This is a genomic window from Zunongwangia profunda SM-A87, from assembly GCF_000023465.1.
In the GTDB taxonomy this organism is placed as follows: domain Bacteria; phylum Bacteroidota; class Bacteroidia; order Flavobacteriales; family Flavobacteriaceae; genus Zunongwangia; species Zunongwangia profunda.
Window position 1 is genome coordinate 2,372,638 of record NC_014041.1, and the last position, 26,692, is coordinate 2,399,329.

Annotated in this window: 20 protein-coding genes and 1 pseudogene; 8 read left to right on the plus strand and 13 right to left on the minus strand. The window is 37.1% G+C overall.

Features of this window, described 5'->3' with window-relative positions:
• Positions 1 to 607: 607 nt before the first annotated feature.
• A pseudogene (locus ZPR_RS24100) lies at positions 608 to 945 on the minus strand (DUF4138 domain-containing protein); the annotation flags it as partial.
• Between the two features lie 87 nt (positions 946 to 1,032).
• On the opposite strand from ZPR_RS24100, the gene ZPR_RS10555 reads away from it, so the two are divergent.
• Positions 1,033 to 2,313 carry an adenylosuccinate synthase gene (locus ZPR_RS10555; RefSeq protein ID WP_013071650.1) on the plus strand — a complete coding sequence of 427 codons (1,281 nt, stop codon included), beginning with the start codon at positions 1,033 to 1,035 and terminating at the stop codon, positions 2,311 to 2,313.
• A 25-nt stretch (positions 2,314 to 2,338) separates the two neighbouring features.
• The gene (locus tag ZPR_RS10560) at positions 2,339 to 2,905 is read left to right on the plus strand and encodes a Crp/Fnr family transcriptional regulator (RefSeq protein WP_013071651.1); all 567 of its coding nucleotides are present in this window, start codon (positions 2,339 to 2,341) and stop codon (positions 2,903 to 2,905) included.
• A 514-nt stretch (positions 2,906 to 3,419) separates the two neighbouring features.
• Here ZPR_RS10560 and ZPR_RS10565 read toward each other — a convergent pair.
• The 9 genes from ZPR_RS10565 to ZPR_RS10605 form a co-directional block, all read right to left on the minus strand.
• Positions 3,420 to 3,944 (minus strand): DsrE family protein, encoded by a 525-nt coding sequence (locus tag ZPR_RS10565; RefSeq protein WP_013071652.1) that lies wholly within the window; start codon positions 3,942 to 3,944, stop codon positions 3,420 to 3,422.
• 44 nt (positions 3,945 to 3,988) lie between these two features.
• Complete coding sequence (locus ZPR_RS10570; RefSeq protein ID WP_013071653.1) at positions 3,989 to 5,092, minus strand: efflux RND transporter periplasmic adaptor subunit; 1,104 nt, start codon at positions 5,090 to 5,092, stop codon at positions 3,989 to 3,991.
• A 3-nt stretch (positions 5,093 to 5,095) separates the two neighbouring features.
• The gene (locus ZPR_RS23700) at positions 5,096 to 5,470 is read right to left on the minus strand and encodes an efflux RND transporter permease subunit (protein ID WP_394329740.1); all 375 of its coding nucleotides are present in this window, start codon (positions 5,468 to 5,470) and stop codon (positions 5,096 to 5,098) included.
• Positions 5,409 to 8,258, minus strand: coding sequence for an efflux RND transporter permease subunit (locus ZPR_RS10575; RefSeq protein WP_233421400.1), 2,850 nt, complete (start codon positions 8,256 to 8,258; stop codon positions 5,409 to 5,411). Before ZPR_RS10575 ends, ZPR_RS23700 begins: the two co-directional genes overlap by 62 nt.
• Before the next feature lie 15 nt (positions 8,259 to 8,273).
• Positions 8,274 to 9,620 (minus strand): TolC family protein, encoded by a 1,347-nt coding sequence (locus ZPR_RS10580; protein WP_041578846.1) that lies wholly within the window; start codon positions 9,618 to 9,620, stop codon positions 8,274 to 8,276.
• Positions 9,621 to 10,170: 550 nt separating this feature from the next.
• The gene (locus tag ZPR_RS10590; protein ID WP_013071658.1) at positions 10,171 to 10,839 is read right to left on the minus strand and encodes an ATPase; all 669 of its coding nucleotides are present in this window, start codon (positions 10,837 to 10,839) and stop codon (positions 10,171 to 10,173) included.
• On the minus strand, positions 10,836 to 11,168 hold the full coding sequence (locus ZPR_RS23935; protein ID WP_316928314.1) for a hypothetical protein: 333 nt from the start codon (positions 11,166 to 11,168) through the stop codon (positions 10,836 to 10,838). The genes ZPR_RS10590 and ZPR_RS23935 overlap by 4 nt, the downstream gene beginning before the upstream one ends.
• Positions 11,169 to 11,373: 205 nt before the next feature.
• Positions 11,374 to 11,652, minus strand: coding sequence for a helix-turn-helix domain-containing protein (locus ZPR_RS10600; RefSeq protein WP_013071660.1), 279 nt, complete (start codon positions 11,650 to 11,652; stop codon positions 11,374 to 11,376).
• 267 nt (positions 11,653 to 11,919) lie between these two features.
• Positions 11,920 to 12,753 carry an RteC domain-containing protein gene (locus tag ZPR_RS10605; protein WP_013071661.1) on the minus strand — a complete coding sequence of 278 codons (834 nt, stop codon included), beginning with the start codon at positions 12,751 to 12,753 and terminating at the stop codon, positions 11,920 to 11,922.
• A gap of 288 nt (positions 12,754 to 13,041) precedes the next feature.
• On the opposite strand from ZPR_RS10605, the gene ZPR_RS10610 reads away from it, so the two are divergent.
• The 3 genes from ZPR_RS10610 to ZPR_RS10620 all read left to right on the plus strand — a co-directional run bounded on the left by ZPR_RS10610 (position 13,042) and on the right by ZPR_RS10620 (position 14,887).
• Positions 13,042 to 13,410 carry a DUF7793 family protein gene (locus tag ZPR_RS10610; protein WP_013071662.1) on the plus strand — a complete coding sequence of 123 codons (369 nt, stop codon included), beginning with the start codon at positions 13,042 to 13,044 and terminating at the stop codon, positions 13,408 to 13,410.
• Positions 13,411 to 13,433: 23 nt separating this feature from the next.
• Complete coding sequence (locus ZPR_RS10615) at positions 13,434 to 14,342, plus strand: helix-turn-helix domain-containing protein (protein WP_013071663.1); 909 nt, start codon at positions 13,434 to 13,436, stop codon at positions 14,340 to 14,342.
• 260 nt (positions 14,343 to 14,602) lie between these two features.
• Positions 14,603 to 14,887, plus strand: a complete 285-nt coding sequence (locus ZPR_RS10620) for a DUF6520 family protein (RefSeq protein ID WP_013071664.1) — start codon at positions 14,603 to 14,605, stop codon at positions 14,885 to 14,887.
• A gap of 82 nt (positions 14,888 to 14,969) precedes the next feature.
• Here the strand turns inward: ZPR_RS10620 and ZPR_RS10625 are convergent, their stop codons facing one another.
• From ZPR_RS10625 to ZPR_RS10635, 3 genes are read right to left on the minus strand one after another with little or no spacing between them, the layout of a single operon-like run.
• Positions 14,970 to 17,813, minus strand: coding sequence for a M16 family metallopeptidase (locus tag ZPR_RS10625; RefSeq protein WP_041578848.1), 2,844 nt, complete (start codon positions 17,811 to 17,813; stop codon positions 14,970 to 14,972).
• Positions 17,800 to 19,200 (minus strand): RagB/SusD family nutrient uptake outer membrane protein, encoded by a 1,401-nt coding sequence (locus ZPR_RS10630; RefSeq protein ID WP_041578849.1) that lies wholly within the window; start codon positions 19,198 to 19,200, stop codon positions 17,800 to 17,802. Before ZPR_RS10630 ends, ZPR_RS10625 begins: the two co-directional genes overlap by 14 nt.
• Positions 19,201 to 19,211: 11 nt before the next feature.
• Entirely contained in the window at positions 19,212 to 22,199 is a 2,988-nt protein-coding gene (locus ZPR_RS10635) for a SusC/RagA family TonB-linked outer membrane protein (RefSeq protein WP_041578850.1), read from the minus strand.
• A gap of 1,030 nt (positions 22,200 to 23,229) precedes the next feature.
• On the opposite strand from ZPR_RS10635, the gene ZPR_RS10645 reads away from it, so the two are divergent.
• The 3 genes from ZPR_RS10645 to ZPR_RS10655 all read left to right on the plus strand — a co-directional run bounded on the left by ZPR_RS10645 (position 23,230) and on the right by ZPR_RS10655 (position 26,683).
• Positions 23,230 to 23,511, plus strand: a complete 282-nt coding sequence (locus ZPR_RS10645; protein ID WP_013071668.1) for a hypothetical protein — start codon at positions 23,230 to 23,232, stop codon at positions 23,509 to 23,511.
• A 195-nt stretch (positions 23,512 to 23,706) separates the two neighbouring features.
• Positions 23,707 to 24,975 carry an SIR2 family protein gene (locus ZPR_RS10650; protein WP_013071669.1) on the plus strand — a complete coding sequence of 423 codons (1,269 nt, stop codon included), beginning with the start codon at positions 23,707 to 23,709 and terminating at the stop codon, positions 24,973 to 24,975.
• Positions 24,968 to 26,683: an ATP-binding protein gene (locus tag ZPR_RS10655; protein WP_013071670.1), complete on the plus strand. Its 1,716-nt coding sequence runs from the start codon at positions 24,968 to 24,970 to the stop codon at positions 26,681 to 26,683. Before ZPR_RS10650 ends, ZPR_RS10655 begins: the two co-directional genes overlap by 8 nt.
• The last annotated feature ends 9 nt before the right edge of the window (positions 26,684 to 26,692 follow it).

Below are 26,692 nucleotides of genomic sequence, written 5' to 3' on the forward strand. Positions count from 1 at the left end.
ATAGGTAAAAGGAATGGTTTTGACGATAAAACAAATTGTACAAACAAAGTTTTGTTAATATTCAACCAGCCAAAAATTAAATTTTATAAACTTAATCCAATGGAAGTATATCTTTTATGAAATTGCCTAAAATAAACCGTACTGTTTTATATGCTATTATTGGCTTTTTTATTTTAGTTTATTTATTCTATAAATACTTAGAATATTATATTTAGAATGCAATTCTACATACGTCATTAATATAACATACTACTTTTAATAATTTAATTAATTTAGGTTTTAAAATATTTAGTTGTTTTAAGTCCTATTTAAATACTACAGCTTTCATTATATAAACTTTCCTATTTGTGATTATATCACACCCCTAAACTCCATGGATAGTGTAAATTTTAAGAATATTTTTTTAACTAAAAATTTCTCTAGTCGATAATCAAGATTATATGTTTCGATGTTTAGAAGGTTACACTGAGATAGTTAATTTTATACGTAGCTAGAGAAACTGAGAACTTTTAGCTCCTACTAATTATTTTAGAAATAAGAAGCTCTCGATTAGTAGCTTAAAAGTAGGAATGGAAAAAAAAGCTGTAAATGAATCAATGTTAGAAATCTAAAGTCTCTTTTTCAGCAATACCTTTCTACTTCCATTTAACTCTTGCAATTCCAATTGCAATTTCTCCTTACTTCCCAGTACAAACTTAGGAAGCACATATACTAAGCGTAACGATTGGCTGTTATAGATTTTCGAAGGCATATGGCAAGTATAGATCGGTTTTATTTCCAGTTTTTGAAAGATTTTCTTTTTTTGTTGCCATTAACGCGGTATACTTTCAGAAAATCTATTTCGAAAGTAATTCCCGAAGTATTGGTAAGTTGTATTACCAAATAGCTTTCTGAAGCATTGTAGGCGATTCGTCGTAACTGAAGCTTGATGCCTCTCTTACGTTTGGTCTTGGAATGTTTATTATTTGTCAAATGACAATTTTCTCCTGGAATTGAAAAATTACTTTTGGGCTTTAATCAAATTCTTATCAAATGGATATATTAATAGGTCTTCAATGGGGAGATGAAGGAAAAGGCAAAATTATTGATTTAATCTGCCAGAACTATGATATTGTAGCAAGATTTAATGGTGGAGCAAATGCTGGACATACAATTTATTATAAAGAGAAAAAAGTCACTTTAAACCTAATATCTTCCGGAATATTTTTTCCAGAAACTACAAATATTCTTGGAACCGGAGTTGCTTTAGATCCTATTATTTTGAATGAGGAAATTCTAAAATTAAAGTCGATAGATTCTAAATTGAAACCAGAAGAAAAGATAATAATCTCAGAAAAAGCCCATTTGGTTCTTCCCACTTATAAATACTTTGATCAATATTATGAAGAATCTTCGCACTATCCCACTATTGACACTACTAAAATGGGAATTGCGCATACATATTCTAATAAAATGTTGAGGAGTAATCCTCGCGTGGCAGATATCTTTTCCCCTGATTTTAAAAACGATATAGAGAAAACTTTATTCAGGCAACATAATGAATTATCCAGCTTCGGAAAAGAAATACCTGAATTTAAAGGGATGTTGGAAGAATATTTTAAGGCTCTTGATTTCTTAAAAAAACTAAACATACAAAACACTGAGTTTATAATTAATAAAGCGATAAAGGAAGGAAAAAAAGTTTTAGCAGAAGGGGCACAAGCAACAATGCTTGACATTGATTATGGTACTTATCCATACGTGACTTCTAGTAGTACAATAGCGGCTGGAGCCTGTACTGGTCTAGGGGTCTCACCACGAAATATTAATAAGATTTTTGGTGTAACTAAAGCTTACTGCACCCGTGTAGGTAAAGGTGTTTTTCCGACAGAAATTAATGGTGAAATAGCTGATGAGTTGAGGGAAAAGGGAAATGAATATGGTTCTAATACTAATCGTCCAAGAAGGATAGGATGGTTAGATATACCTGCATTAAAATATGCAATTATGATAAATGGAATTACTAATATAGCGATAACCAAAATGGATATTCTTAACGGAATGGATATGATTCAAGTATGCACAGGCTATGAAATAGATGGTGAAATTAGAGATATTGCATCCTTAGATTTACAGCGTGTAAATAGTAAGCCTGTATTCAAAGATTTTAATGGATGGAATAAAAATTTTTCAGATATTTTAGATGAGACTTCGTTTCCTTTAGAACTAAAACAATTCATTGATTTTTTAGAGAGTCAATTGGGAGTTCCGGTTAAATACATTTCGACGGGACCTAAACGGGAACAAGTAGTTATTTGTTATGACCAACAGTAGAATATTCAGAGTATAGCTGCATTAAATGGACGAACTAATTTTATATATCAAGAAATTCGGAAATCTAACGATTGAAGAAGAAATCTTTATTCAGCGATTATTCAAAAAACTTGAAATAACCAGCGGTCAATATTTTATTGAAAGTGGAAAACCCTGTACGAAAATTGCATTTGTAGAGAAGGGCGTATTTCGTTCCCTTTATTATAATAAAGTTGGGGATGATTTTACCCGTTATTTTATTTATGAAGGGCGTTTTATCGGTGATTTTCAGAATTTTCAAATTAGGGCTCCTTCCAATGATTATATAGAAGCTATAACCGATGCGAGTATCTGGTATATAGATTACAGAGATTTTGAAATTTTGAAGGAGCAGATTTCTATCTGGCCCTTATTAATTAATAAACTTTATGCATTTGTGACTGAAAGTAAACTCAAGACTGCTAACATTATGATGAACCTGGAAGCAAAGGACAGATATTTACTTTTTCTTAACCATTATCCCGGCTTAGCTAATCGAGTCCCATTACATATGTTATCTTCCTATTTAGGAATTACTCCGTCATCCCTGAGCCGAATAAGAAGAAATATTTGATATTATCCACTTATTAAATATAATTTGTCTTTGCATAGTTAGAACAAGCTTGATCAATCATCTACTGCTTATTTATGACTAATATTTACCTATAAAGTTTCCCTATTTGGTTTGAAAATCCATCAAAAGAGGAAATGGAAAGAGTAGCTGAAAACGTCAGATTTGTGGTTTTATTCAGGTAAAATCAATCAATTATATCACATATCACAATACCGTAGGAAACTAAATACTCTTATCTTTTTAATAAGATTATTCTATTTGATCTAACTATTTTTTGATAGCCCATATTAGAGATTTGAAGAAATCTCAAGACAATTTATATAATTCTAATCTGATTGGTTAATACTAAAGAGTTAAAGGTCAGTAAATAATAATTCGGAAGAAAATAATGCATGAATTAGTTTCTATTAATAATTTGAAGAGTTGGACTGTTTTAATTTGCATAGATATCAGTTCCATAAAATGTATATTCCTTCAAATTCTTAATAAGTATATTTACTGACCTCTAAATGAATTAAGGCACCATAAAATAACCCTCACTTTCCAAAATTGGTAGCGTTAGGAGGGCCGATAAGGTTACTTCCCAAGATGGATTTAATTCACTTTCTTCAAAGTTCATTCCTGCCAAAGTTTGTTCGCAGAGGTATAATTTTACCCCAGCGTTATTAAGTGCTTTTACCAAATCTGTATTAGGATTTTTCTTATGATAACGTTTTTTGTAGGCTTTATCCGTCAAACTTATGGCAATGGCTTTTCCGTGAACCACGGCCGCTATTTCTATGTTCTGATCGGGAACCCCTGCGGCTTTTAATAGATTCAGTTCCCGGGCAATTTTCCATAGTCTCATATTTACTCCTTCCTTTTGAGCATCATTGTCTATATTAAAAACTAATTTATAGGTCTTATTTATATCGGGCTGGAAACTTAAATTTTTATCAAAATGAATTTTTCCATAGCTTTCGATTCTGGGAGTACTCCATTTTTGTGCTGTAATTGTTTGTGTTAAAAGGAGTGCGATACCCCAAAAAATATGTTTCATACTATTGATTTTTAAATATGATTATTTTATTAAATATTACTTTTCTAATTTAATTGATTTTGTTCTGTTATAGCGTTTATGGACATTCCGTTTTTAAGGGTGGAATTTCCTTTCAAAATAACCTGGTCCCTACTATCAAGATTTCCGAATATTTCTATCATTTTTCCTTGGGTAATTCCAGTAGTTATGGGAACCAATTGAATTTCTCCAGATTCCACTTTTGCGATCAACGTGCTTGTTGTAGTGGTAATAATACTACTTGCAGGAACTCTGAGAGTAGGCTCGTTCCGCTTTAATTTTAATGTTACTTCTGCATAAGCACCTGCACTTAAAACATCCGATGAATTATCAAAATCAAATTCCACCATCATCGAGCGTAACTTGGGATCAAGTACTTTACTACTACGCGAAAAGTTTACATCAAATTTTTTTCCGGGAGCGGAATTCAGGGTAAAACTAGCTTTACTATTTGGAGAAAGTGCATTTGCGTGTTTGTAAGGAATAGCCACTAGCAGACGCAGTTTATCTTCTCGAGCCAATTTTAAAAGTGGTTCCTTTCCACTTCCTACCAGGGCACCGGGAGAAACCATTCGGCTAGTGATCACTCCGTCAAATGGAGATTTTATATTACGATATCCCGCCAACTGCGCAGCGGCCGCTACTTCTGCTTTTACAGCACTCAAAGCAGCACTGTCACCCATAAAACGCGTTTTGGTCTGTTCAAGTTCTATTGATGATATTGCACCTTCAACTTCAGAAGCTCGGTTCATCCGTTGGTAGTTTTGTGCACTAAAACTTAGCTTTTCAGCTATTTCACGCTGCTTTGCCCGGGCGGCCAATAATTTTTGTTGAATTTCCGGAGCTTCAATATTTAATAAAATTTCTCCTTTTTTTACTAAATCTCCTCGATCTACATTTAGCTTTTCAACAAAACCTTCAATTTTGGCATATAAAGTCACCTCTTCATAGGGTTTTAGTTCACCGGGAAGGGAAAGTTTATATTTTAACGTATCACTTTTTACGTTGGTAACCTGATAGGTAGGTTTTAAAGGTTTATCTTCCTTCTTTGCTTTGTTTTCAGCATTACCACACGCCATTAAAAGAAGGGTAAGTAAGGAAAAAGAAATAGATTTTATGTAAAATTTCATTTGTTATGATTTTAAGTTTTTTTGATAGTATTTACTGTGTAGGTCGTCTGGATCTAACGAAACTTTTTTAGGCTGGGTATTGGCATAAGCAATACTATACATAAATGGCAAAACCAGTAGGGAGGTAAAAGTTGAAAATACCAAACCGCCAATTACGGCCTGTCCCAGCGGGGCGACCTGCGATCCGCCATCACCAAGTCCCAGTGCCATTGGGATCATCCCGGCAATCATTGCCAGGGCGGTCATTAAAATAGGTCGAAAACGGGAGGCTACCGCCAATAGGGAAGATTCGGCCGCATTTTCCAGTTTCTCTTTTCTAAAAAGTTCGCTCTGGTTGATAATAAGTACCGCATTGGATACCGAAACCCCTACGGCCATAATCATACCCATATACGATTGCAGGTTGAGTGTACTCCCCAAAAGTGATAAACTTAAAAGGACTTCCTGCCACCACAGCAGGTATAATCCCCAAAATAACCAAAGAGGTTTTAAAAGATTGATAGTAAGCGGTCAGCATTAAGAAAATTACCACAATGGCGACCAGCAATCCAGATTGCAAGCCCGATAAAGTCTCGCTAAGCACATTTACCTCTCCGGCCATTCTAACGCTATAGCCTCTTGGCGGGGCGTCCAATTCGCTAAGAATTTTACGAACTTTCCGGGAGGCACTTCCCAAATCGGAGTGATTGGTGTTGGCGGTAACGGTTACAAAACGGTTAGGGCCTTTTCGGTTTACCTGTCCCGGTTCGGTCGCCAAACTCAGATCTGCCACATCATCAAGGACGGGGCTCATTGCCCCCGGCTTTAGCGGAAGGTTTTGAAGATCATTCAATGAATTAACCTGATTTTCCGGTAATTGAACCTGAACCTGAAAAACCAGACCGGATTTTGGATCTACCCATACATTTTTACTTACAAAACGGGAAGAAGACGTCGCCGTGGTAAGGGCTGTACTCACCTCACGCATTGTTAGTCCCAGTTGCGCCACACGTTCACGATCTACGTTTATCGAAATACTGGGATAATCAACGGGTTCATTCAAATGCACATCGGTCAGGTAATTTTCATCTTTTAAGGCATCCGTGATCTTATGGGCATACAAAGTAACCTGATCCAGGTTTTTTCCTAATACTTCAATAGCAATAGGTGTGTTGTAGCCTTGACCCATAATTTTTTCCACAAGTTCCATCGGTTCGAAGGTGAATTGAAGTTCAGGAAACTTATTTTTAAGACTGCTACGCAAATTGTCTTTGAGCTCATCTACGGACCCTTCAAAAGATTCCGCTAACGAGAACTGTAAAATCGCCTCCTGAGACCCACTTGTAAATAAAAAGATCGGGTTAATTGGCGTGTTTGGCGAATGCATTCCTACAAATCCTGAAGTAACTTCCAGGTCTTCGGGTGTAATTTGTTTTCGAATGTGGTTTTCTACAGCCAATACGTAATCTTCCGTTTGATCTAAAGCAGAACCCACCGGGGCTTTTATCCGCAACTGTAAATCCTTAGAACCGCTCGGCGGCAGGATATCAGTTCCAATGAAAACGAACAAAATTCCTGATAAAGTGATTACAACAAGTAAATACCCAAAGAAAATAGGTGTTTTAATGCGTTCATTGTGAAGAATAAATTTTAGGTATCGCCCCTTAAACCTATCAAACCGGGATTTCTTTGTATCGGAATGTTTTTGGGGATGCTTTTTCATTATCCAATTGGCCACCACAGGAATAAAAGTCTGTGAGGCCAAAAAAGAAGCAATCATTGCCGAGCCTACCGCAATGGATAAAGGCATAAACATATCCCGGGGAATTCCTACCATCATAAATGACGGAATTAAGACAGCAAGAATACATAGCAAAATTAGAAGTTTTGGTATCGAAATCTCCAATAAAGCATCTAAAATCGCTCGTTGTTTGGTTTTTTCCATTTCAAAATGCTGATGAATATTCTCAATGGTGACTGTAGCCTCATCTACCAAAATACCTATGGACAATGCCAGACCACTTAAGGTCATAATATTGATCGTCTGCCCCAGCAGGTATAACATAATTATAGCGGTGAGTACCGCAATCGGGATGGTGAGCACCACAATTAGAGCCCCTCGTTTATCTCCAAGAAACAGCAGTACCATTAGGCCGGTAAGGACTGCTCCCAAAATTCCTTCGTGCAATAAATTGGAAAGGGCATTTTCAATATAGGTAGACTGGTCGAACACGAATTTGATCGATACGTCCTCCGGCAAGGCGTCCGATAACATCGGCATAGCATCCTTTAGGTTATTTATGGCGGCCAGGGTAGAGGCATCTGCTTTTTTAATGATGGGCAGATAAACGGTACGCTTTCCATTAGCGAGGGCATACGCGGTGGTTTTATCGGCTCCATCGATAACAGTGGCTACATCCCGAACAAATACCGTAGGTCCCGAACCGGTTTTGATGGGGGTATTCATAAAGTCTTCCCTACTAAGTTCCAAAGTATTGACCGGGGCCATATAATTAGTATTCCCTATCTGCACATTCCCGGCAGGGGAGGGGAAATTATTTTTAGCTACCGCCTCTAATATGTTATCAGCGGTAAGCCCATATGCCTGCATTTCTTCAGGCTTTACATTAATCACCATCGTGCGCACATTTCCGCCAAATGGTGCCGGTGCACTAATTCCCGGAATATTTACAAAAGAAGGTCGAATACGGGTAATGGCCAGGTTTTGCAGCTCTCCGGTAGACCGCTGGTCACTCTCAAAAACTATTTGGCCAACCGGTTGTGCACCGGCATCAAAACGCACTACTTGAGGGGGGACTGCTCCAGGAGGTAAAAAAGCCATGGCGCGGGATACCTGGGTGGCCACCTCGGCCTGTGCCTGTGCCATATCGGTACCGGGATAAAAACTTAACTTCATCAAGGTTAATCCTTGCACACTTTTAAATTCCATATTTTTAACACCACCTACAAACACGAGTACCTTTTGAAACTCATTGGACATAAATCCATCCATGTAGGCAGGGGAAAGCCCTCCGTAAGGCATCGCGATATAAATTGCCGGTGCTTCTACTTCCGGAAAAATATCTACTTTAATTTTTTGAATGGCCATTACCGAAAAATAGAGCAGCGCAAGAACTGTCACGATGATGGCTATCGGTTTTCGTAAAGCGAATCTGATTATATTCATTCGTTTTTCTATTTGTTAATTGAATATTGTGGTAAGCATTGAAAAATCGGCTTGTGTATAGGCATAATTGTTCCAATATTGCCAGTAATCGTAGTAAGCCTGAATTCGTGCTTTTTCGGTAAACTGAAGACTTTGCTGGATTTGCAATAAGGTGGTAAGGTTTATCAGTCCGCTTTCATAACGCACCTTAAATAAGCGGTACGATTCGGAAGCTGAACGATAGGCACCTTCCGCTTCCTGAATTTCTTCTTTTGATTTTTCAATATGAAACTGTAGTGAATTTTGCTGTTCAGTTATGAAGCGTTTTACAGCTTCCTTTTCCAGAGAAACTCGTTTTTGTTCCTGTTGTACTTTTCGTGTTTTTAATCCTTTGGAATACCATTGGCTTAAATTCCATGTTAGTCCTACACCCACCAGGTAATTACTGATGGGTAATTCGTAACTGTCCTGAAATGCCCGGCTATTGTCACCATAACCTATTCCTCTTAAAAGTCCACCCGCAAGCAGAAAAATATCGGGTAACACCTGATGGTCCACTATCTTTTCACGCACTTTGAGTGCTTCATCTTGATATTTTTTTTCTGTCAGTAAGGGATGATTACGGGCTGAATCGTTTATTTCAACTTCCCTGATTGAAAAGAAAGATTTTGGTATATTTTCAATATTTACTGCTTTTCCAGTATATTCCAATAGCTGATTTTTAAAACGGTTATTTTGTCCTTCCCATTTTTTCTGTTGCGCTATGGCCTGCTTAAGTCTTGTTGATGCAATTAAGGAATCGGCAGCAGCGGCCAGTCCAGATTGCACCAGGCTGGAAGATAATTTAACTAAGCTTTTATTGCGTTCGGCTTCCCGTTTGGCCCAGTCTTGCATAGCTTTACCATGAATCCAACCAAAATACGCTTTAGTAATCTGATGTCTTAGTTCGAGAACTTTAATATCAAATCCTGTTTGTGCCTGTTCCTGGTTTATCTGGGCTAGATCAATCTGGTCTCTGTATTTGCCAAACCGGAGAAAGTCCCATTTTAAAGTAGCCGAGGCCATAGTGTTTACCGCGGTATTTCCATTAATACCTTCGCCACTGACGTTAAAAAAGCCAGGTAATGGGACAAAAGCTCCGGCGGCGCCTTCAAAAGTTCCAAATGTATGTTGTGCCTGAAGATTGAGCTCTGGTAAGATTTCTTGTTTGGCAAGTCTATAATCGTAATCGGCAGATTTAATGCTTGAGACTTCTGCTTGTAACCCGGGATAGGTCGCAGCCTCCTGATAAAGTTTTGATAACGGAATATTTTCTGAAGTTTGTGCACAAGTAAGTGAATACGAGAGCAGGAAACATCCCATTATCAGCATTCCATATTTCATAATGCTATATTTTTTAAAATGATAAATAAAAATCAAAGGGAGTTCATACCGAAAAACCCGGTATCAACGAAATAAAAAAGAAAAGAATGGAATGCTTAAGCGTAGTACTGTAGACGCTGGAGTTGGATGTAGAGAGGCTCCTTAAAACAGGAACGTATAGCTAATGTGAAATTTCGTTTAAAACGAAATGAAATATGGATTAATCCAATTAAAAAAGCTCCATAAAGTGAAAATAATAAAATTGGAGCATCTTTTAGAACTTTCAGTAAATAGGAAAAGTTATCCGAAAGGGTTTTAATCGCATTTTTAAAACCAATTTTACAGGACGATAAAGTATTAAATGAAAGCTTGGGAAGTGATTTTTCTGAATGCTGGTAAAAATTTTCTACGTGACCGTTGGTTACCAAATTGAGTGCACCCTTTTTTAGGACACACGAATTGGTGAGGATCATCCAGAAGGAAAATAATATGAGAATATATTTATTCATAAAAATCGTAACACAAATTTAAGCGAAAAAATCAATTAAAAAAGTGAATTAGTCTTGTTTTGCTATTTCCTCTTATCCCTACTTTCCTTATCAAAAGCAATTAAGTTAAATAGCTCCCGCATACGGCTACGAACCCGATTACCATAGCGTTCTTCCAGTTCCTGTGCATTAAGATTAGTGGTGGCGTGGGTTTTTATTTTACGTTGGGTATCTAAATAAAGCTCGTAGCGCGATAATAGGACTTCACCCATTACATTGCAATCTTTTCCATAAAAGCGGCCAGGAGGTTCCACGCCCAGATCATCAAAACAGAAAAAACAGGAATTGCCATAATCTTCAATGGTTTTATAGCCTAAATGATTAAAACCGAACACTACATTTCGGCAGGGAATCATTTCATAGGGGCGTTGGTGTGGCACCATATGCCTAAGCAATTTCATCAGGCTTGTTTTTCCGCAGCCCACCGGGCCTGAAATCAGAAGACCTTTTTCAATATCAATTCCAAATTTCTCACAACTATCACGGTCTTTGATGAAATAGGAGCATAGCTTGTATAAAATCCTTTGGTCTTCAGAGTGAATTTTAAACTTTTTCCCAAATAGTAACTTCCCTTTGGCATCCAGATAGATTAGCATTTTTTTAAAATCATACTGAATCTCCTGGTTGCGTAGTTTTCCAAGTTGGTAGGCGACGCCACCTTCGGTAATGATATGTGGAGCTTTATATTTCATAGGGGGTCATCATAATTTTTATCGGTACTGGTCTTAAGGTTGTCCTGATATGGGACACTAAGCTTTTGTTTGTATCCATTTGCACTTTGAAAATTTGAATTTTTAAAATCCCCTTGTTTGTTATTGCTTTTAGTGTTTTGCATAGTTTGTATATGTTTATTTATAGATACCACTGCTTGTCCATTACTTGTCCCGTTATTGGTACTGCTTTGGTTCACTACTTGTCCGGTACTTGTCCCAAAATCGAACATCTTGATTTTACTCCCTTTAAAAGGATTATGTGAGGGATATACAAAATATAGTTCCAATGGCTCAACTCTTTGATGCACCGATGGTAGGTAGATTTAGAACCAATCTTTGCATACTGCATTACTTCTTCGCGGTTGATATAGAATTCCTGCCTAAAAAAATTACTGCTCCATAGTTGAAATAGAGCAATATAAAGGCTGATATGCGTAGGGTTCAATCGGTTGTCTTTAGAAAAGTGTTCAAACACGCCATTGAGATGCTTGATGTAATTGATTTCTTCCAAGATCAGAATTTATGATGTACGCGGTTATTTTCCAGTACTTCCATGATGTCGCCATAGTCATAGTAAAGTACACCTCCCATTTTCGTATACGGAATAGTGCCATTAATACGAAGGTTCTGTAGTGTTCCCGGGGAGATCTTGAGCAGTTCGAGAACATCGGTGGATTTTAGCCATTTCTTGGTTGGCTGTCCATTTTGGCTTTGTAGTAATTCTTTAATGTCTTCCAGTAATTCCATTTTAAATTCCCGAAGATCGTCGGTGGTAACAATAGATGTTGGCATAACAAAATGTGTTTAAAAGAAAGGGCCATCAAGGTTCATAGATTTTAAATGACAGCCCTTTCCATGATTTGACTTTCGTTTTGTAAAATTGCGTGGCTTTGATGGATTTTTTTCGGTAGATGGTTCGTAGTACGAAAAACTTTAACCTTTGGTGATATTTAAATTAATTTGATCGTATTTGGATGGCGGAGGGCGATCATTTGGAGCGGAATGGAAACAGAAATTCTAAGAAAAGAACTTTTCGAAGTAACGATTGACTACGAAAAACTATGTGTGATTTTCTTCATTCATTTTAGCCTCAAGTTTTGCGGCAATAGTGTGGAGGTATTTGGTACGCGGATCTTTACGGGATTTCATTTCTCCGTAGGTTTTATAGAAGTTATCGATCTCGATATTAAAGAAATCTTCGAAGGCAGCGACGATGGTTTTTAAATCTACGGTACCGTGATTGCTATCCCCTTTAAAGTAAAGGGCATAGATAATTTCCACCAGGCTTGTTTTAGTACCCGACCATACCAAAAGGTTGGGTTGTCGCTCCCTGAAGTCTCCACTGCTTCCGGGTTGTATTAATTCTAACTTCTCCCGAATATAATGGATGTAACGGCAAAGAGCTTGAACCTTTGACCAAAGCATATCGTGACTGGTTGAGAATTCTGGATTTTGATAATAGTTAATGGTGGGACTAAACGAAAAATCCCTTCTGCCTTTCCTACTAAAGAATTCGTAGTCCAGGTAGTTATGGTTTTGCTCCATATAATTCACAAAACTATTATTAGCCGAAAAGAACTTATTGATTTTCTTGATCTCTTTCTCTAAGAATCGGATTTTATGAGATTTCCCCGCCTTTGGCAGCATCAATTCACAAGACCTTACCTCGGTGAAATAAATAAGATAGCTCATTGGGAGCGGCTTAATATTTCTGAAAAATTCGATCTCCGATTGTATGTTGTCGAAATCCTTCTGATCGACTTGCTTTTGCAGTTTTGATAAAGTTTTAATGCATAAGCTAATGCCATTCTCCGCCTTAGTCAAATCGGTTTTTCCTGATTGAATTAAGCTATCGACTCTTTCGCTGAATGTAGACATCGCCTTTTGGAACATGCTGGTAGTAAATGAAAATATATAAAATCGTTGTTGGGCTCTTTTCAAGTTTGGTTTTGTTTAAGAAAATTATACCAGGGACTCTTATTTGGAAATAAATTAGCTTAAATTCTATGATTTTAGATCTTATAAGCATTAAAAACGCTAAAAATTAATAAAATTCACAAGTTTACCTCTTGAATGTATAAGTGTTTAGTGAATTTTATCTTTTATATTTGAGATATGATAAACTGGTTCTGCCAGATATTCCTTAAAAAAATACCTACTTAACAAAAATATCCCCAAATTATGTTTGAAGGTAAGTACGGCACATATTGGATTAGTGATGGTATTCTTTTTGTAGATTATAAGCCTGATCTTATAGTCACCCTAAAAGTTGCTAAAAGAATTGCTCGGGACCGGATGGAATTTCAGCAGGACAAGGAATATCCGATTTTCAGTAATTTAGATGGTATTATTGGGTCGCATTCAGAAGCCCGGCACTACCTTGTTCATGAAGGTTCGCTGCTCATAAAAGCCCTCGCACTTTATTCTACATCTCCCATTGCTATTCGGCTTACCGAGTTCTATCTTAGAACTCTTACTCACAAAATACCAACTCAGCTATTTCAATATAAAAACAATGCTTTACGCTTTTTAGAACCCTACACCCAGTAAAATATTAATTAAAACCTACTATTATGGAACGTGAATTTAATAGGGTAAATTTACGTGGAATATACCGTATACTTACCGAAATCGCTAAAGGTAATTTTTCCTTTCAAATTAAACGCACTGATCACAAAGATGAGCTGGAAGGTCTCCATGCTTATGCCAATCAAACTTCAGAAGAACTTTATAGAAAGCGGCATCAATTTTTATGGCTAAATAGAAATACGGAAGCTATGCTTATTCGCACGGCGAACTTTCTACTGGATAAAAGTTTAAAGGTGATTGATTTTAGCTATGAACATCTTGATCATATTGAAGTAGATCCATATACTATTTTAGGTAACACATTTTCTAAGCTACTTGTTAGGAAATTTCAGCCAACCTGGCAGAAAAATATGAAGAAGTTCATGGCCTCCAAAAAACAATCTTTTCACATGCTTCTGGAGTATGATTTTGATGAACTATTACAAATAAATTTGTATACGGTTGTCTCGAGGTTAACCGGGGTAAAGGAGGGAAAATATATCGTAACATCTTATCTTATGGATGCCTCGAAGGATTTCTCAGAATTACCAAGAGATTTCGAAATCAAAACATTTTCAAAATGGGACCAAAAGTTATTTCACGAAATCCATATCTATATTGTACAGCATTTGGATGAACCCCCTAAAACTCTAGATCAATTAGCTATGCTTTTTAATACCAATGAATATAAAATTAAAACCGGTTTTAAAGAGATTTTTGGATGTACACCAATGCAATATTATAATCGGCAGCGCATCCGACAATGCAAAATACTCATTGAAAATACAAGTCTCTCCCTTAAGGAAATTTCGATTAAGATGGGCTTTAGTTCTTACCCCCATTTTTCGAAGAGTTTTAAAAAGGAAACTCATGTAACTCCCAGGTTTTATAAAAAAATCACACGCAATTCATAAAATTTGGATGAATTTATACTGATTTGACATGTTTATCTCCATTTTGACTATGTATTTTTTGTGATATTTACACTGTTGATGATCAATGAATTAAAATATTTTTTAATGGAGTTTTGAAGAATGAAGTTGAGAAACAAAAAGGTATATGTTTTTCTTCATTCCCGGTAACACTCCCAAAATATTATTGCGCGATAATCCAGGTTTGAAGCCGATTACCTGGTTAAACGGCACTATTTATTAACCTAATAAATTATAAAATCATGAAAAAGTTAAAAGTAATTTTACCGCTGTTGGCAATCATTTTTGCCATAGGGGTAGCTTTTGCTACCGTAGGTGATAATTCTAAAACTGAATTGCAAGCCAATGATTATGTACAGTTAAATGGCACGTGGCAAGCCATTCCGGAGCAAAGTTGTGAGAACGGAGAATTTACCTGCCAGGTACAGTTGGGTCAAAACGGACCTGTGCTAGATGTCTATGACGAGCGTGGAGATAATCAGCCCAAAGCTAGTGCCAGTGATATGCCTACCGTAATTATCCCATAAGGGGTAATGGTGACATTGTAGTCCCCGTTGAAATACATTTCGAAGGGGACTATTTTTATATAAATCCAGCGATACAGTTGATCTAATAGTTTTCAGGGAATCCTAAAAATTGCTGATAATGAGAAATTGACATATATTTTTGTGCGGCGGCATTCAACTCCTCTAAAGTGATAAAATATTCGAGAAGCGTTCCATATTCCAGTGCTTCCTGAGCCATATTTTCCTGATGAATTACTTTACGCTCTAAATAGGTGGTCCAGAAATTGAAATAACCAAAATGAGTAAACCCACTTTCATAAGAGGTTAATTGATGCTTTATAGCCGTGTCTAGCCATTCCTGTGTTACTCCATTCTTTTTAAGATCTTGAAATTCTTCAAGGGCTAATTGTACCAAATGTTCTTGATTCCCGAGAGCACTATCAAATTCAATTTCAAAAGCATAAATATTGTTTTTAAAATCCATCCATTTTCCACGAGCAGCAGGAGCATAACAGCCTTCCCTTAGCCGTTTAAATATACGTTCATTAAGTGCCAATGCCAGTAATTCTAGTTGTATATGTGTTTTGAGGTCTTTTTCGGCCTTTACCGGAAAAAAGAGTCGGCCATAAACCTGATTTATATTTTTATAGGTAAGATGGCTATTGATCTTTTTAATCGGAAAGTTAAATTCATTGTTAGGGATGGTTTCATTACTCGTAGGAAAAACGGTAAGTTTCCTGCTTAATGAACAGGCTATTGCAGCGGTATCAAAATCTCCGGTGAGGATAAAGGTGAATCCATCGATGGTAGAAAAGCTTTTTTCCAGTCCTAGAAACAGCTGTTCCATCGTTAGACGAGCAAGATCTTCTCGTTGAATCACCGGTAATTGAGGATACCAAATAGCTTCAACTTTTTTCATTACAAAAGCGGATGATCCTCTTATGCCTTTACCATCCATTTTATCTATCAGTGTATTTTTCCAGGCAGCAAAAGCCGCTTTATCTTTCCGAGGATTGTTCAAATAAAGGTATAGCAGGTCTATAAGCTTCGTGAAATCATTCTTATTGGATTGTCCAGTTATTTTCTGAAACTTTTCATCTGAAGTTAAATTAAGCTGTAAATGATGTTCCTGTTTAAATAGATCAAGAACAAACTTATTGTAAGATCCCGCTCCTAAATATTGAATCACCTCTGGGGCAAGCTGGCCAATGATATAATCCGTTTTGTTTTGTATGGGTACCGGGATGGGACGAAAAGCATTGATAGAAATCCTGTTTTTAAACTGGGCTGTTTTGGGAGCACTTGGTTTAAAAATAAGGGTAACATTATGGGGAAGTTTTACCGTGGAAATTTCAAGGTCATTCTCTTCCATTACCAACGTATCTAAAGCTTTAGTGGTTGGTATACTGATTTCCTGTTTTAAACTGGGAATGGGCGTTTGGGTTAAGGTGAAGGTTTCTGTAGGATCTATCTTTACTTCCTGAATCCATTGTTCTAAACAATCCAAATAAGGAATCCTTGCATCTTTCCCTTTGTACAAGATAAAATGGGTATTCTTTGTGAGGTTGGTATATTCCTTTATAAAATGAAAGAGATCATTCAATTCAATTTCATTAAGGATGTTAGCCACTAACTCACCTTCGGTTTTTTGGTCTGGGGCTGCCTTGCCATTAATAAAATGATCCTGTAAACGTTGGCTGATTACCCCTGAAGTTAATGGTTGAGCTCCACTGAATGCTTCCAAAACCTGTTGTTTGGCTTTTGTCAGATCTTCTGGCTGAATACTTTGATGTAATTGTTTCCAAGCTACAATCCCTTGTTGAATACTCTTTTTTAAGGAGTTGGTATCTATTGGAATACTCATATAGGATGAGTGGATATACAGACTCATTTCACCCGATAAATAATAGTCAGGGTCAAAAGATTCGAAGGGCGGATGATAATCCCGTTTTAATAGTTGTTTTTTGAAACTCAGGATTTTTTTATAAAGCCTTTCTAAAATCTTGTTTTTATAATCGCTAGGGGAGTTCGCCCTAATTTTAAAATTTGGGCGTTTTCGAATGATTTCCAATCTTAACGTATGATCGATGCTATCCATAACCACATCATAATAACTGCTATCGATGGTTTTTGGTTTTACAAAATCGGTTTTTTTAAAGACCGGTTTTGTGGTTGCGACCGGCTTTTTAAGTTTAGAGAATAATTGTTGTATTCGTTTTTCTAGGCTATCCAAATCAATGGCCCCCACAATGATCACCGCTTGCTGCTCCGGTTGATACCATTTTTCGTAGTAATTCATTAATGCGTTATGGTTATAGTGCCGTAAGCTCTTCAAATGATCCTCTTCATTATAAACCCGTATACCCATAGGCTGCGCTAATTTTTTAGCTCTTATTCTTCTAAGCCAAAGCCGGTATGGATCGGTGGTACGCATTTCTCCTTGAACCGCCGCCCGTTCTACTACGATAGATTCCGGAGACCACGTATTTCCCTGCGCCCATTCAAATAGGATTTGAGTAACTTTCTCAATGTTGTTTTTAGAATTTGCGGGAACTGTAGCCTGATAAAGTGTCGCATTAGATCGCGTTTGCGCTTTACTAAAACCTCCTATTTTTCTAAAATAGCCTTTTACATCTGGGAAATTCCGCGTTTGTTTGGCGACCAGATGTTCTAACAAATGGGCATATTCCAGTTGATCTGTAGTTTCATTGGAAGCCCCGGCTTTGACCACCAGGTTAAAACTGATCGTATTTTCCGGGGTATGATTTTCCTTTAAATAATAGGTAAACCCATTTTTCAACTCGCCATAACGAACTGATGGATCTAAGGATAATAGTGTTGATAAACCTACGTCTTCACTTTGAGAAAAACTACTGAATCCCACTAGTAAACCTATAATGATCAGGTTGGTTTTTAGCATTGTACCTATCAATTTAATACCCTTCATTTTGACTCAAATTGGGATTTCTCATTCGTTCTTCAGAAGGGATAGGGTACCAAATAGCAGTAGGCTTCCAAAAGGGATCCTCTGCAAATACCTCATTGGTCGTACCGGTGCGTTTTACATCTAACCATCGATGTCCCCACTCGGTAAATAGCTCGCGTTGGCGTTCTTCAGCAATAGATTGTAGTATTGCAGCTTGATCCAGATTAGGAGTGGTTTGGGAGAGTAGGGGAAGTCCCGCTCGCTCCCGAATTTGATCTAGATCCTCGAGGGCATTCGAAAGATTGCCTAAGTGTGCTTGGGCTTCAGATCGTATTAAATACTGCTCGGCTAAGCGCATTACCATTGAATACTCTTCAATAGGGAATTCGCTGCTACTCCTAATTTTATATTTGTAGGAATAGAAGGCTTCTAAATCAGTATTATAACCTATCCAATGTGTTTTTCGTTGATCTTCTTCGGCGAATAAGTTGGGAAATGTTTCCTGTAATTCCAGTCCCGCTAAAAATGAAAATACAGGATCGATGATCAGTAAGTTTCCTTCATTGGTATGCGAGGTAAAACTGCCTCCTCCACTAGGGGAAATTTGCCAGATGGCTTCATTACTATTCACCAAAAATACCTGGTCAAGATCTTCCAGTAGGCTGTAAATGGGGGCTTCAATCAATTTACTGCTATAATGTGCAGCATTTTGCCAATCTTCCAAATATAAATACACCCTTGCCAATAAAGCACTGGCAACGAAACTGTTTACCTGTGTACGTTCTCCTTCGGTGTAACCTGTTTCAAGGAATTCTTCTGCCAGGGTCAAATCTTCAATAATTTGCTCATAGATATCCGCCATTGGCGTTCTTTCAGCGACTTGGTTTTTATTATAGTCGGTGCTAAGCAGTAAAGGTACCTCTTCGTACAAGTTCACCAGATAGAAATACGTAAATGCCCGAATAAAACTAGCTTCGCCCTGAAGTCGGTGACTTAATTCCGGTGTTAGTCCATTGGAATTTTCTAAACCTTCTAAGAGCGAATTAGCCATATAGATTATATTATAGGCACTAGACCATATATTTAAATTGCCACTGTTGTCGGGTTGGAGGTCGTGCTGTTCAAATTGCAAACGCTCGATGTTGGAGTCGTAAATATTGTGGAGGAGCCCACCCGATAATCCTCCCAGTATGGTCACACTGTTTCGCTGACCATTGGCGAAGGCCGATAGGAATAATTGGTTATAGATTCCCGTCATAGCGCTTTGCGCTGTCTCATCCTTTTCAAAGACAACCTCGCGAACCATTTTATTATTGGGAGCATCTACTGCTACAAAATCTTCGCAGGAGTAACAGATTGCCGTGATCATTACTAGGGATACGACGGATTTTATATGATATCTTTTCATAATGCTATTTTTTAAAGGTTAATTTCTATTCCGCCGGTGATGGTTCTTAAATTACCAAGTCCCAAGCCCGGGCGTTCTGGGTCTAATCCATCATAATCGGTGATGGTGATGAGGTTCTGGCCGTGTAGAAAAAGTTGCATTTGTTTGAGGCCTAGTTTTGTCACCAAGTTTTTAGGGAATTTAAAGGCAAGCGATAAGGTCTTTAAACGGAAGTACGAAGCATCCCTAATAGGAAAGCTGGTATTTAAAACGCGATTATAAGCAGTACTCGCCGCAACGGTTTGGGAGATTTGTTGATAGGGGCTATCATTACCTTCCAGACGTGATAATATCATCCGGTTAGCATTTCTAATAGCCCCTGCACTAAAAGAAGTGATGCGTCCTTCCTGCTTTACAAATTCCCATAAAAATTGCAGGGAAAAACCTTTATATGTGAGTTGATTACTTAATCCCCCGTAAAACGACCGGTTGTTATCTTGAATGCTATTTCGGTCTTGATAATCATAAGAACCGTCCCCATTGCTATCTTCCACGGTATAGAATCCGGTTTCCGGGTCTATACCGGTATAGTTATACAATAGGGAAATATTGAGGGGATGGCCTACCCGATATGTATTGGCGTAGGGAGATTGCTCGATGTCCGGATAGCTAAGCAGTTCATTCTTGGGAAGGCTGATATTAAATGACGTCTGCCAACGGAAATCCCTACCATTAAAATTTTGGCTGGTCCATTCTATTTCCCAACCTCGGTTTTCTACGGTAGCCGGTAAATTGGCCTGAACCGAGGTAAAACCTGTTAGATAAGGTAGAGGATAGCCCACCAACTGATTAGAAGAGCGGTTACGGTAGTAACTTATTCCTAACCGCAGGCGGTCTTTTAAAAAACCTAGCTCCATCCCGCCTTCCAGTTTTTTGTTAATCTCCCAAGAGTAGTTAGGGTTAGCTAGTCCGGTGGGATATAATCCACCGGCAGCAATGGTAGCTTCATAAGCATCCAGATACCCATAATCGCCAATTTGGTCATTTCCCGTTGTTCCATAACTGGCTCTTAATTTTCCGAAACTTAGAAAAGGGAGGGCATTTTCAATTAACTTTTCATCGCTAAAAATCCAGGCGGCACCAATAGCGCCAAAATTGGTAAAGCGGTTATTTGGCCCAAAGCGTGAAGAGCCATCCCGTCTACCGGTAAAATTTAAATAATACTTGCGATCCCAATTCAAGCCTATCCTAGAAAATATAGCCGCATAACGATAGGTGGTATTTTCGCCGCTTGCATTCACGATACTTTCGGCAGCTCCTAAATTTCCGATAAGAGCTTCAGAAGCATAACCAGTTCCCTGAAAGCGTTCTAGCGAGCTGGTATTTTCCTGAAAGGTTCCGCCAAGAATGGCGTTAACTGCTAATTTTTCAACCTTTAAGCTATAATGTAGCTGTGGTTCTATAATCCAGGAATCTCGGTAAGAATTGATATGGGAAGAGCGATGGTTAAGGGCATCGGCTGGATTATAAGAACGTAAGGGGCGTTTAAGGATTTCCCGTGAATTAAGGTGGGTATATCCCAAACTGGTTTTTAGTTCAAGCCCTTCAAATAACTGGTAGGATAGTCCAAGGTTAGTAATAAGGGTATTGGTATTGGTTTCACTGGTATTAAAAAAGCCCGCTAATGGATTATCCAACCCGGCATCGCCCCAATCCTGCCAGTTCAACTGGCCATTGTCCTGAAAGATAGCGGGGGCGTTAGGCGGGAGAAATACATTGGATAAGTTGTAGGAAACCCCGCCGGTAAGCGTATTCACATCGACCCCGTAATTGGTAGATAAATTCAAATTGAACTTTTTGTTTTTAGAATGGTGATTAAGACGAAAGCTTCCTGTGATTTTGTGATAGTTATAATCCCCGGGATATACGGTACCCTGTGAAAAATAACCTCCGCTCAGCCTAAAAGACGTTTGTTCGCTGCCCCCAGAATAATCTAGTTTAGCGTTGGTGGTGCGGGAAGTGCCTCCGTAAATAAAATCCTGCCAGTCGGTATAACGTTTCTGATCCCATAATAGTAGATCGTAAGCATTACGGGCTGTCTTTTCTACACCATCATTTTCAAAAGCCCTATTTCTAACGGCCAAGTATTGCCGAGTGTTTAGAAGATCTAAACGCTCTGAAACTGTAGCTACTCCCGTATAGTAACGGGCAGTTACTCCTGAAGTAGCAGCAGTTCCCTTTTTTGTGGTGATTAAAACTACTCCGTTTGCTCCGCGTGAGCCGTAGATAGCCGTAGCATCGGCATCTTTTAAGATCTCTATACTTTTAATATTGGAAACATCAAGACTGTTTAAAGGATCGATACCGGCGGCAGCCATTAAACTATTACTCTCGATAGGCGTGGAGTTAATCGGTACGCCATCAATAATGTATAGTGGATAATTTCCTTCTTCCCGAAGGCTATTGGTACCGCGAATCTTGATCGTGGAGGCCATCCCAGGATGGCTACCGCCAGAGGTAACTTCTACCCCCGCCATTCTACCTTGCAAGGCCTGTAGGGGGCTTACCACTGGTTGTAGTTCGATTTCCTCGGCCGTGACTCTCGCAATATTCCCGGTGCGTTCCCGTTCGGTCGTGTTGTAATACCCGGCATTGATCACTACTTCAGATAGTGCATCAGCGTTTTGTTGTAATTGGATATCACCCTTAAAATCATTAGTGACCACCAGTATTTTGGTGGTATAACCCATAAAAGAGTAGGAGAGCGTATCGCCAATTGCGGCGGTAATACTATAGCTCCCATCCAGGTTGGTCATTGCTCCCTGGCGGCTGCTTTTAATAAGAATATTCACTCCGGGCAAGGGGAGGCCTTGTTGATCGCTTACCGTACCACTGATAAGTTGTTGAAAGACCTTGTGATTTGTTGTTGTGGTACGGGCTTGTACCTGGAATTGTCCCAAAAAATAGAACAATAGGTATAGGGGCACTGCCCAATGGCAGCACGAATAATTATTTTTCATAATTTTGCTGTGGTTTGTGGTTACTTAATAGTTTAGCAAGCCATAGCCTTCCCCAACGGACTCCAATCGCGCGGGGAAGGTTTTTGACTTTTTAGCCTTAGGCTAACTCAAATGTGTGGTTTTGTTTCTTCTTATAGCTATTGGTTTTAAGGGTTATATTAATAGTTTACATTTTCTAGTTGCGTTGAGGTCACTGAGTGATTTCGTAGAAATCTTATCGAAGTGCCCGGTATTTTGATGCTGTAACTTGTTCGTCATTCCGGGCCCCGACCCGGAATCTCATCCAGCTTGGTGCTTTTCAGTATTCTTTTTTTAATTTACCACTATGGCTTCGATTCATTTTTCTCTTGAAAAATCACTCAGCCGCCGTTATCATTGTAGGTCACTGAGTGATTTCGTAGAAATCGTATCGAAGTGCCGGATTTTTAGCCGTTAGCTTTTCTCGCTTCTAACAGCGTAGTGGTCTATCATCTATTTTCAAATTTCTAACGTTCCTTCATTGGCATTTAATTTTAAAAGTTTCTATACGGCATTTTATTACTACCCAATAGAATTCCCCCTTTTGGGGTTAGGGGGAAATTCCCACCCCTCACCACAGCAAAACGTAGGGTTGGCTGTGGTTTCCCGGACTAGCCGAATGGCATATCCTAACAATTTTTTATTAAAACTTTTCACGGTATTATAACTGTGAAAAATTGCGATTCTAGTTTTAAATAGGAAGCTTGCTAAGAATTTAAGGATAGAGTCTAACAAAAAAGAGACGTGAAGACTCAACTTATTGCCCTCAAGGTACTGGTATACCATACACGCAAATAAGTGAACCCACGTCTCCATAGACGTGAGCATTTGCACTTATCATCTCGCGTGTAAAAATTACCAGTTTTTGAGGACGAGATTCAAAGCGAATGCTTCTAATATTTTATATTAAGAAGTAATCGCAAATATAACAATACGAACCAAATATAATAAAATTTTATAAAGTAGTCCAAATGGCTTACTTATTTTTTGTGACCTTTTTGGAAATTGTGGTATGGCAGAACTTTCACAAGAAAATATAATCCTTGCAAATAAGATAGCGACTAGAATGAAAAATCTTCGCGAGCAGAAAACTGGTCCCAAAAAAATGGATTTTGTAAGAAAATATAATGTAGAAAAACAAACAATTAATCGGTGGGAAAGTCATATAAAGCTAAATGTAAAAACAGGAGAAAAAAAGGGTAGGGGAATAACTATTTATTCAATAGAGGATTTCTGTAAACTAGTGGGAATAACTCTTACAGAATTCTTCGATGACGACTTATTTAGAGAGTAATTAATTGCTTATTTTATGGGAAACCGTAAATGGTTTAGATGGTTTTTTTGTGGTTCAATATTTAAGATATTATACTTCTCTTGTATTTTATACGAGAAAGGATGATTTTTCAAATAATGAATCTGGTTTCTCCCTGACAAGGAAGGTACCAAGGTACTTTTGTTAATATTCTAAACTACAAACAAATAGTCAAAAATGGAAGAAGAAATATGGAAATACATTCTCTTGAATGGAAAAACAAATCAGCTTAAAGTAAAAAATCCAGTTTACGAAAAAGGAGAATTAAAATCCATTGATGACTTAAAGCCTTTCAATAAAAAAGATGATGAAGGTAATCCAGTTAAGCCAACTTTAGCAGATGCCAACAGCGAGAAAAGAAATATTTATAAAGAATTTTTCAAAAAGCCATTTAAAAATTTACTTGTTTTGTCGGGAGCTGGTTCTTCTATGGATGTAGGCGGACTTTCAATGTGGCAACTTTGGAAAGAAACGGAAAAGAAATATAAAATCGATAAAAAGGAAAATAAACCAGAAATTGACGGTTTTAAAATTATAAGAGAAGCTGTAAAGTTTGATTCAGAAGAAAAAAACCTAGAATCATTGCTTTCCCATATTGAAGGCTATAGTAAATTCGTTAAGGACGTAGAAATAGAAATTGGAGGTGTTAAGAAACAACTAACTGTCATTAAAGGTGAAATTTTTAAGTTAATACAAGATAAATGCACTATTCCTGCACCTTCAGATAATTTTCCCCATAAAACATTTTTAGAAAAATTATTACAGCGCAAACAAACTAATCCAAGAATTAAAATATTCACACTTAACTATGACTTATTATTCGAATATGCTGCTACAGAAGTCAATGCTATAGTTGTTGACGGGTTCTCTTTTACATTTCCAAGAACATTTAGTGGCAGATATTTCGACTATGATATTGTTCAAAGAGAAGGAAGTAAATTAAAGGAAGAGGATAACTTTATTCAACGGGTTTTTCACCTTCATAAATTGCACGGTTCATTAAACTGGGAACGTGTTGATTCGGATCAAAAGGTTATAATAAATAATAATGCAAGCAAACCATTAATGGTTTATCCACGAGAAGCGAAATATGAGGATTCTTATGGTCAGCCATTTTTTGAAATGATGGCTAGATTCCAAAAAAATTTAAGAAAGAATAATGACACTTTATTAATATGCATAGGTTATAGTTTTAATGATAAACATATCAATGCAGCTATTGAAGAAGCGTTAAATCAAAACCCAGGATTTAGACTTGCTTCAATTGACCCAGGTTTTGAATCTGATAATATTTCTCCATCATTGAATGAGATTAAAAAAGTAGCTAAAGAATCTGAAAGGATTCTATTAACCTCGGAATCTTTTACTGAATTTGCTAAACACTATCCAGAAATAAAAACCTATGAGAATTTTAATCAACAAGCGATAAATTTAAATAATGGATAGTAAAAAAATTAATCCATTTAGACACGAGTACTTTCTTGGTTACGTAAATCAAGTTCTTCCTCAATATGTAAAAGTTCATTTTCCTTCATCTGTTTTATTAAATGGGTTTACTCATTATGGAAAAGAATTTAATGGTGGTTTAGTTGGTAGTTTTGTTGTAATAGAAGGAAGTAAATATGGATTTTTAGGAAGAATAACTGAATTATTACTTCCGGAATCAGAAAGACTTTCATTAAGTGAAAAAGCATTTCAAACTAGTGATTTTCACCCTTCAGGTAAAATAGAAATACTTTTATCCTTTGATTTATACGAACCATTAACAGTAAAAAAGGGATTAACAACTTATCCAAATATTGGAGCTAAAGTTTTTGTGAGTTCGGGGGATTTAGTTCAAGAATATATGTCGAGATTTGGTCTTAAAAATGGAGAGAAGAATACTCAAACAATCAATTTGGGTCATTTAGTTTCAAGTCCAAGTATTGATGTAAAAGTTAATTTGCAATCAATTTTTGGTAGACATTGCGCTGTTGTAGGAACAACAGGAGGAGGAAAAAGTTTTACTGTAAGTAAACTTATTGAGGCTTTAATTGAAACTGATAATAAAGCAATTTTAATAGATGCAACAGGAGAATATAATGGAAAATATTGTAGTATTAAGAATGTAAATATTGGAGAGGGAGAAAGTGTTTTTCATTATTCTCAGCTAACAATCGACGATTTATTCTTTATGCTAAAACCTTCACCTAGAACTCAGACACCTAAGCTAATGGAGGCAATTAGGTCATTGAAAATCTCAGCATTAAATAAAGGAAAAAAACTAAAGCATTATAATGATGAGATCGTGATCGATGAAGGCATTATAAAAAAAGTTAATTCTCCTAAAAAGCCTTATGAAGTTTTTTACTATCGTAATATTTCTGAAATAGAAAATGGCCTTGCAGATTTTGATTTCACAAAGCTTGCTAAACAAATAACAGAAGAATGCGTTTTTGACAATGGAAATGTTTGGGGGCCAGTTTCAACGAACGATGTTTCATATTGTGTAAGCTTAATTTCAAGAGTTACAAACTTAGGTAATACACCAGAACTTAATCAAGTGTTTGGATTTCAAGAGGATAAAAAGGATAATGATATAACTGATTTAATTGATGAATTTATATCTGATGGTAATAAAGATTGTAAACTTTTAAGATTAAACTTAAAAGACGTTAAGTATGATTTTCAGGTAAGAGAAACATTAGTTAATGCCGTTGGAAAATATTTATTAAATAAAGCAAGAAATAGAGAATTTGAAAATTCACCAGTTGTTGTTTTAATAGACGAAGCACATCAATTTTTGAATAAATCTATCAAAGATGAATACTTTGAATCCAAACCATTAGATGCATTTGATTCTATAGCGAAAGAATGTAGAAAATATGGCTTGTTTTTATGCATTGCCACTCAAATGCCAAGAGATATTCCTAAGGGTACTTTAAGTCAAATGGGAACTTTTATAGTCCATAGATTAATAAATTTTAATGATAAAGAAGCTATTAGTAATGCTTGTAGTACTGCTAATAAGAATACATTGGATTTCTTGCCAATTCTCGGAGAAGGAGAAGCAGTTGTAACTGGTGTAGATTTTCCAATGCCTATCATTATGAAATTTGAAAAACCAATAGAAGAACCAAATTCAGAAACACCAAAATTGAAATTAAATGGATAGTACTACAAT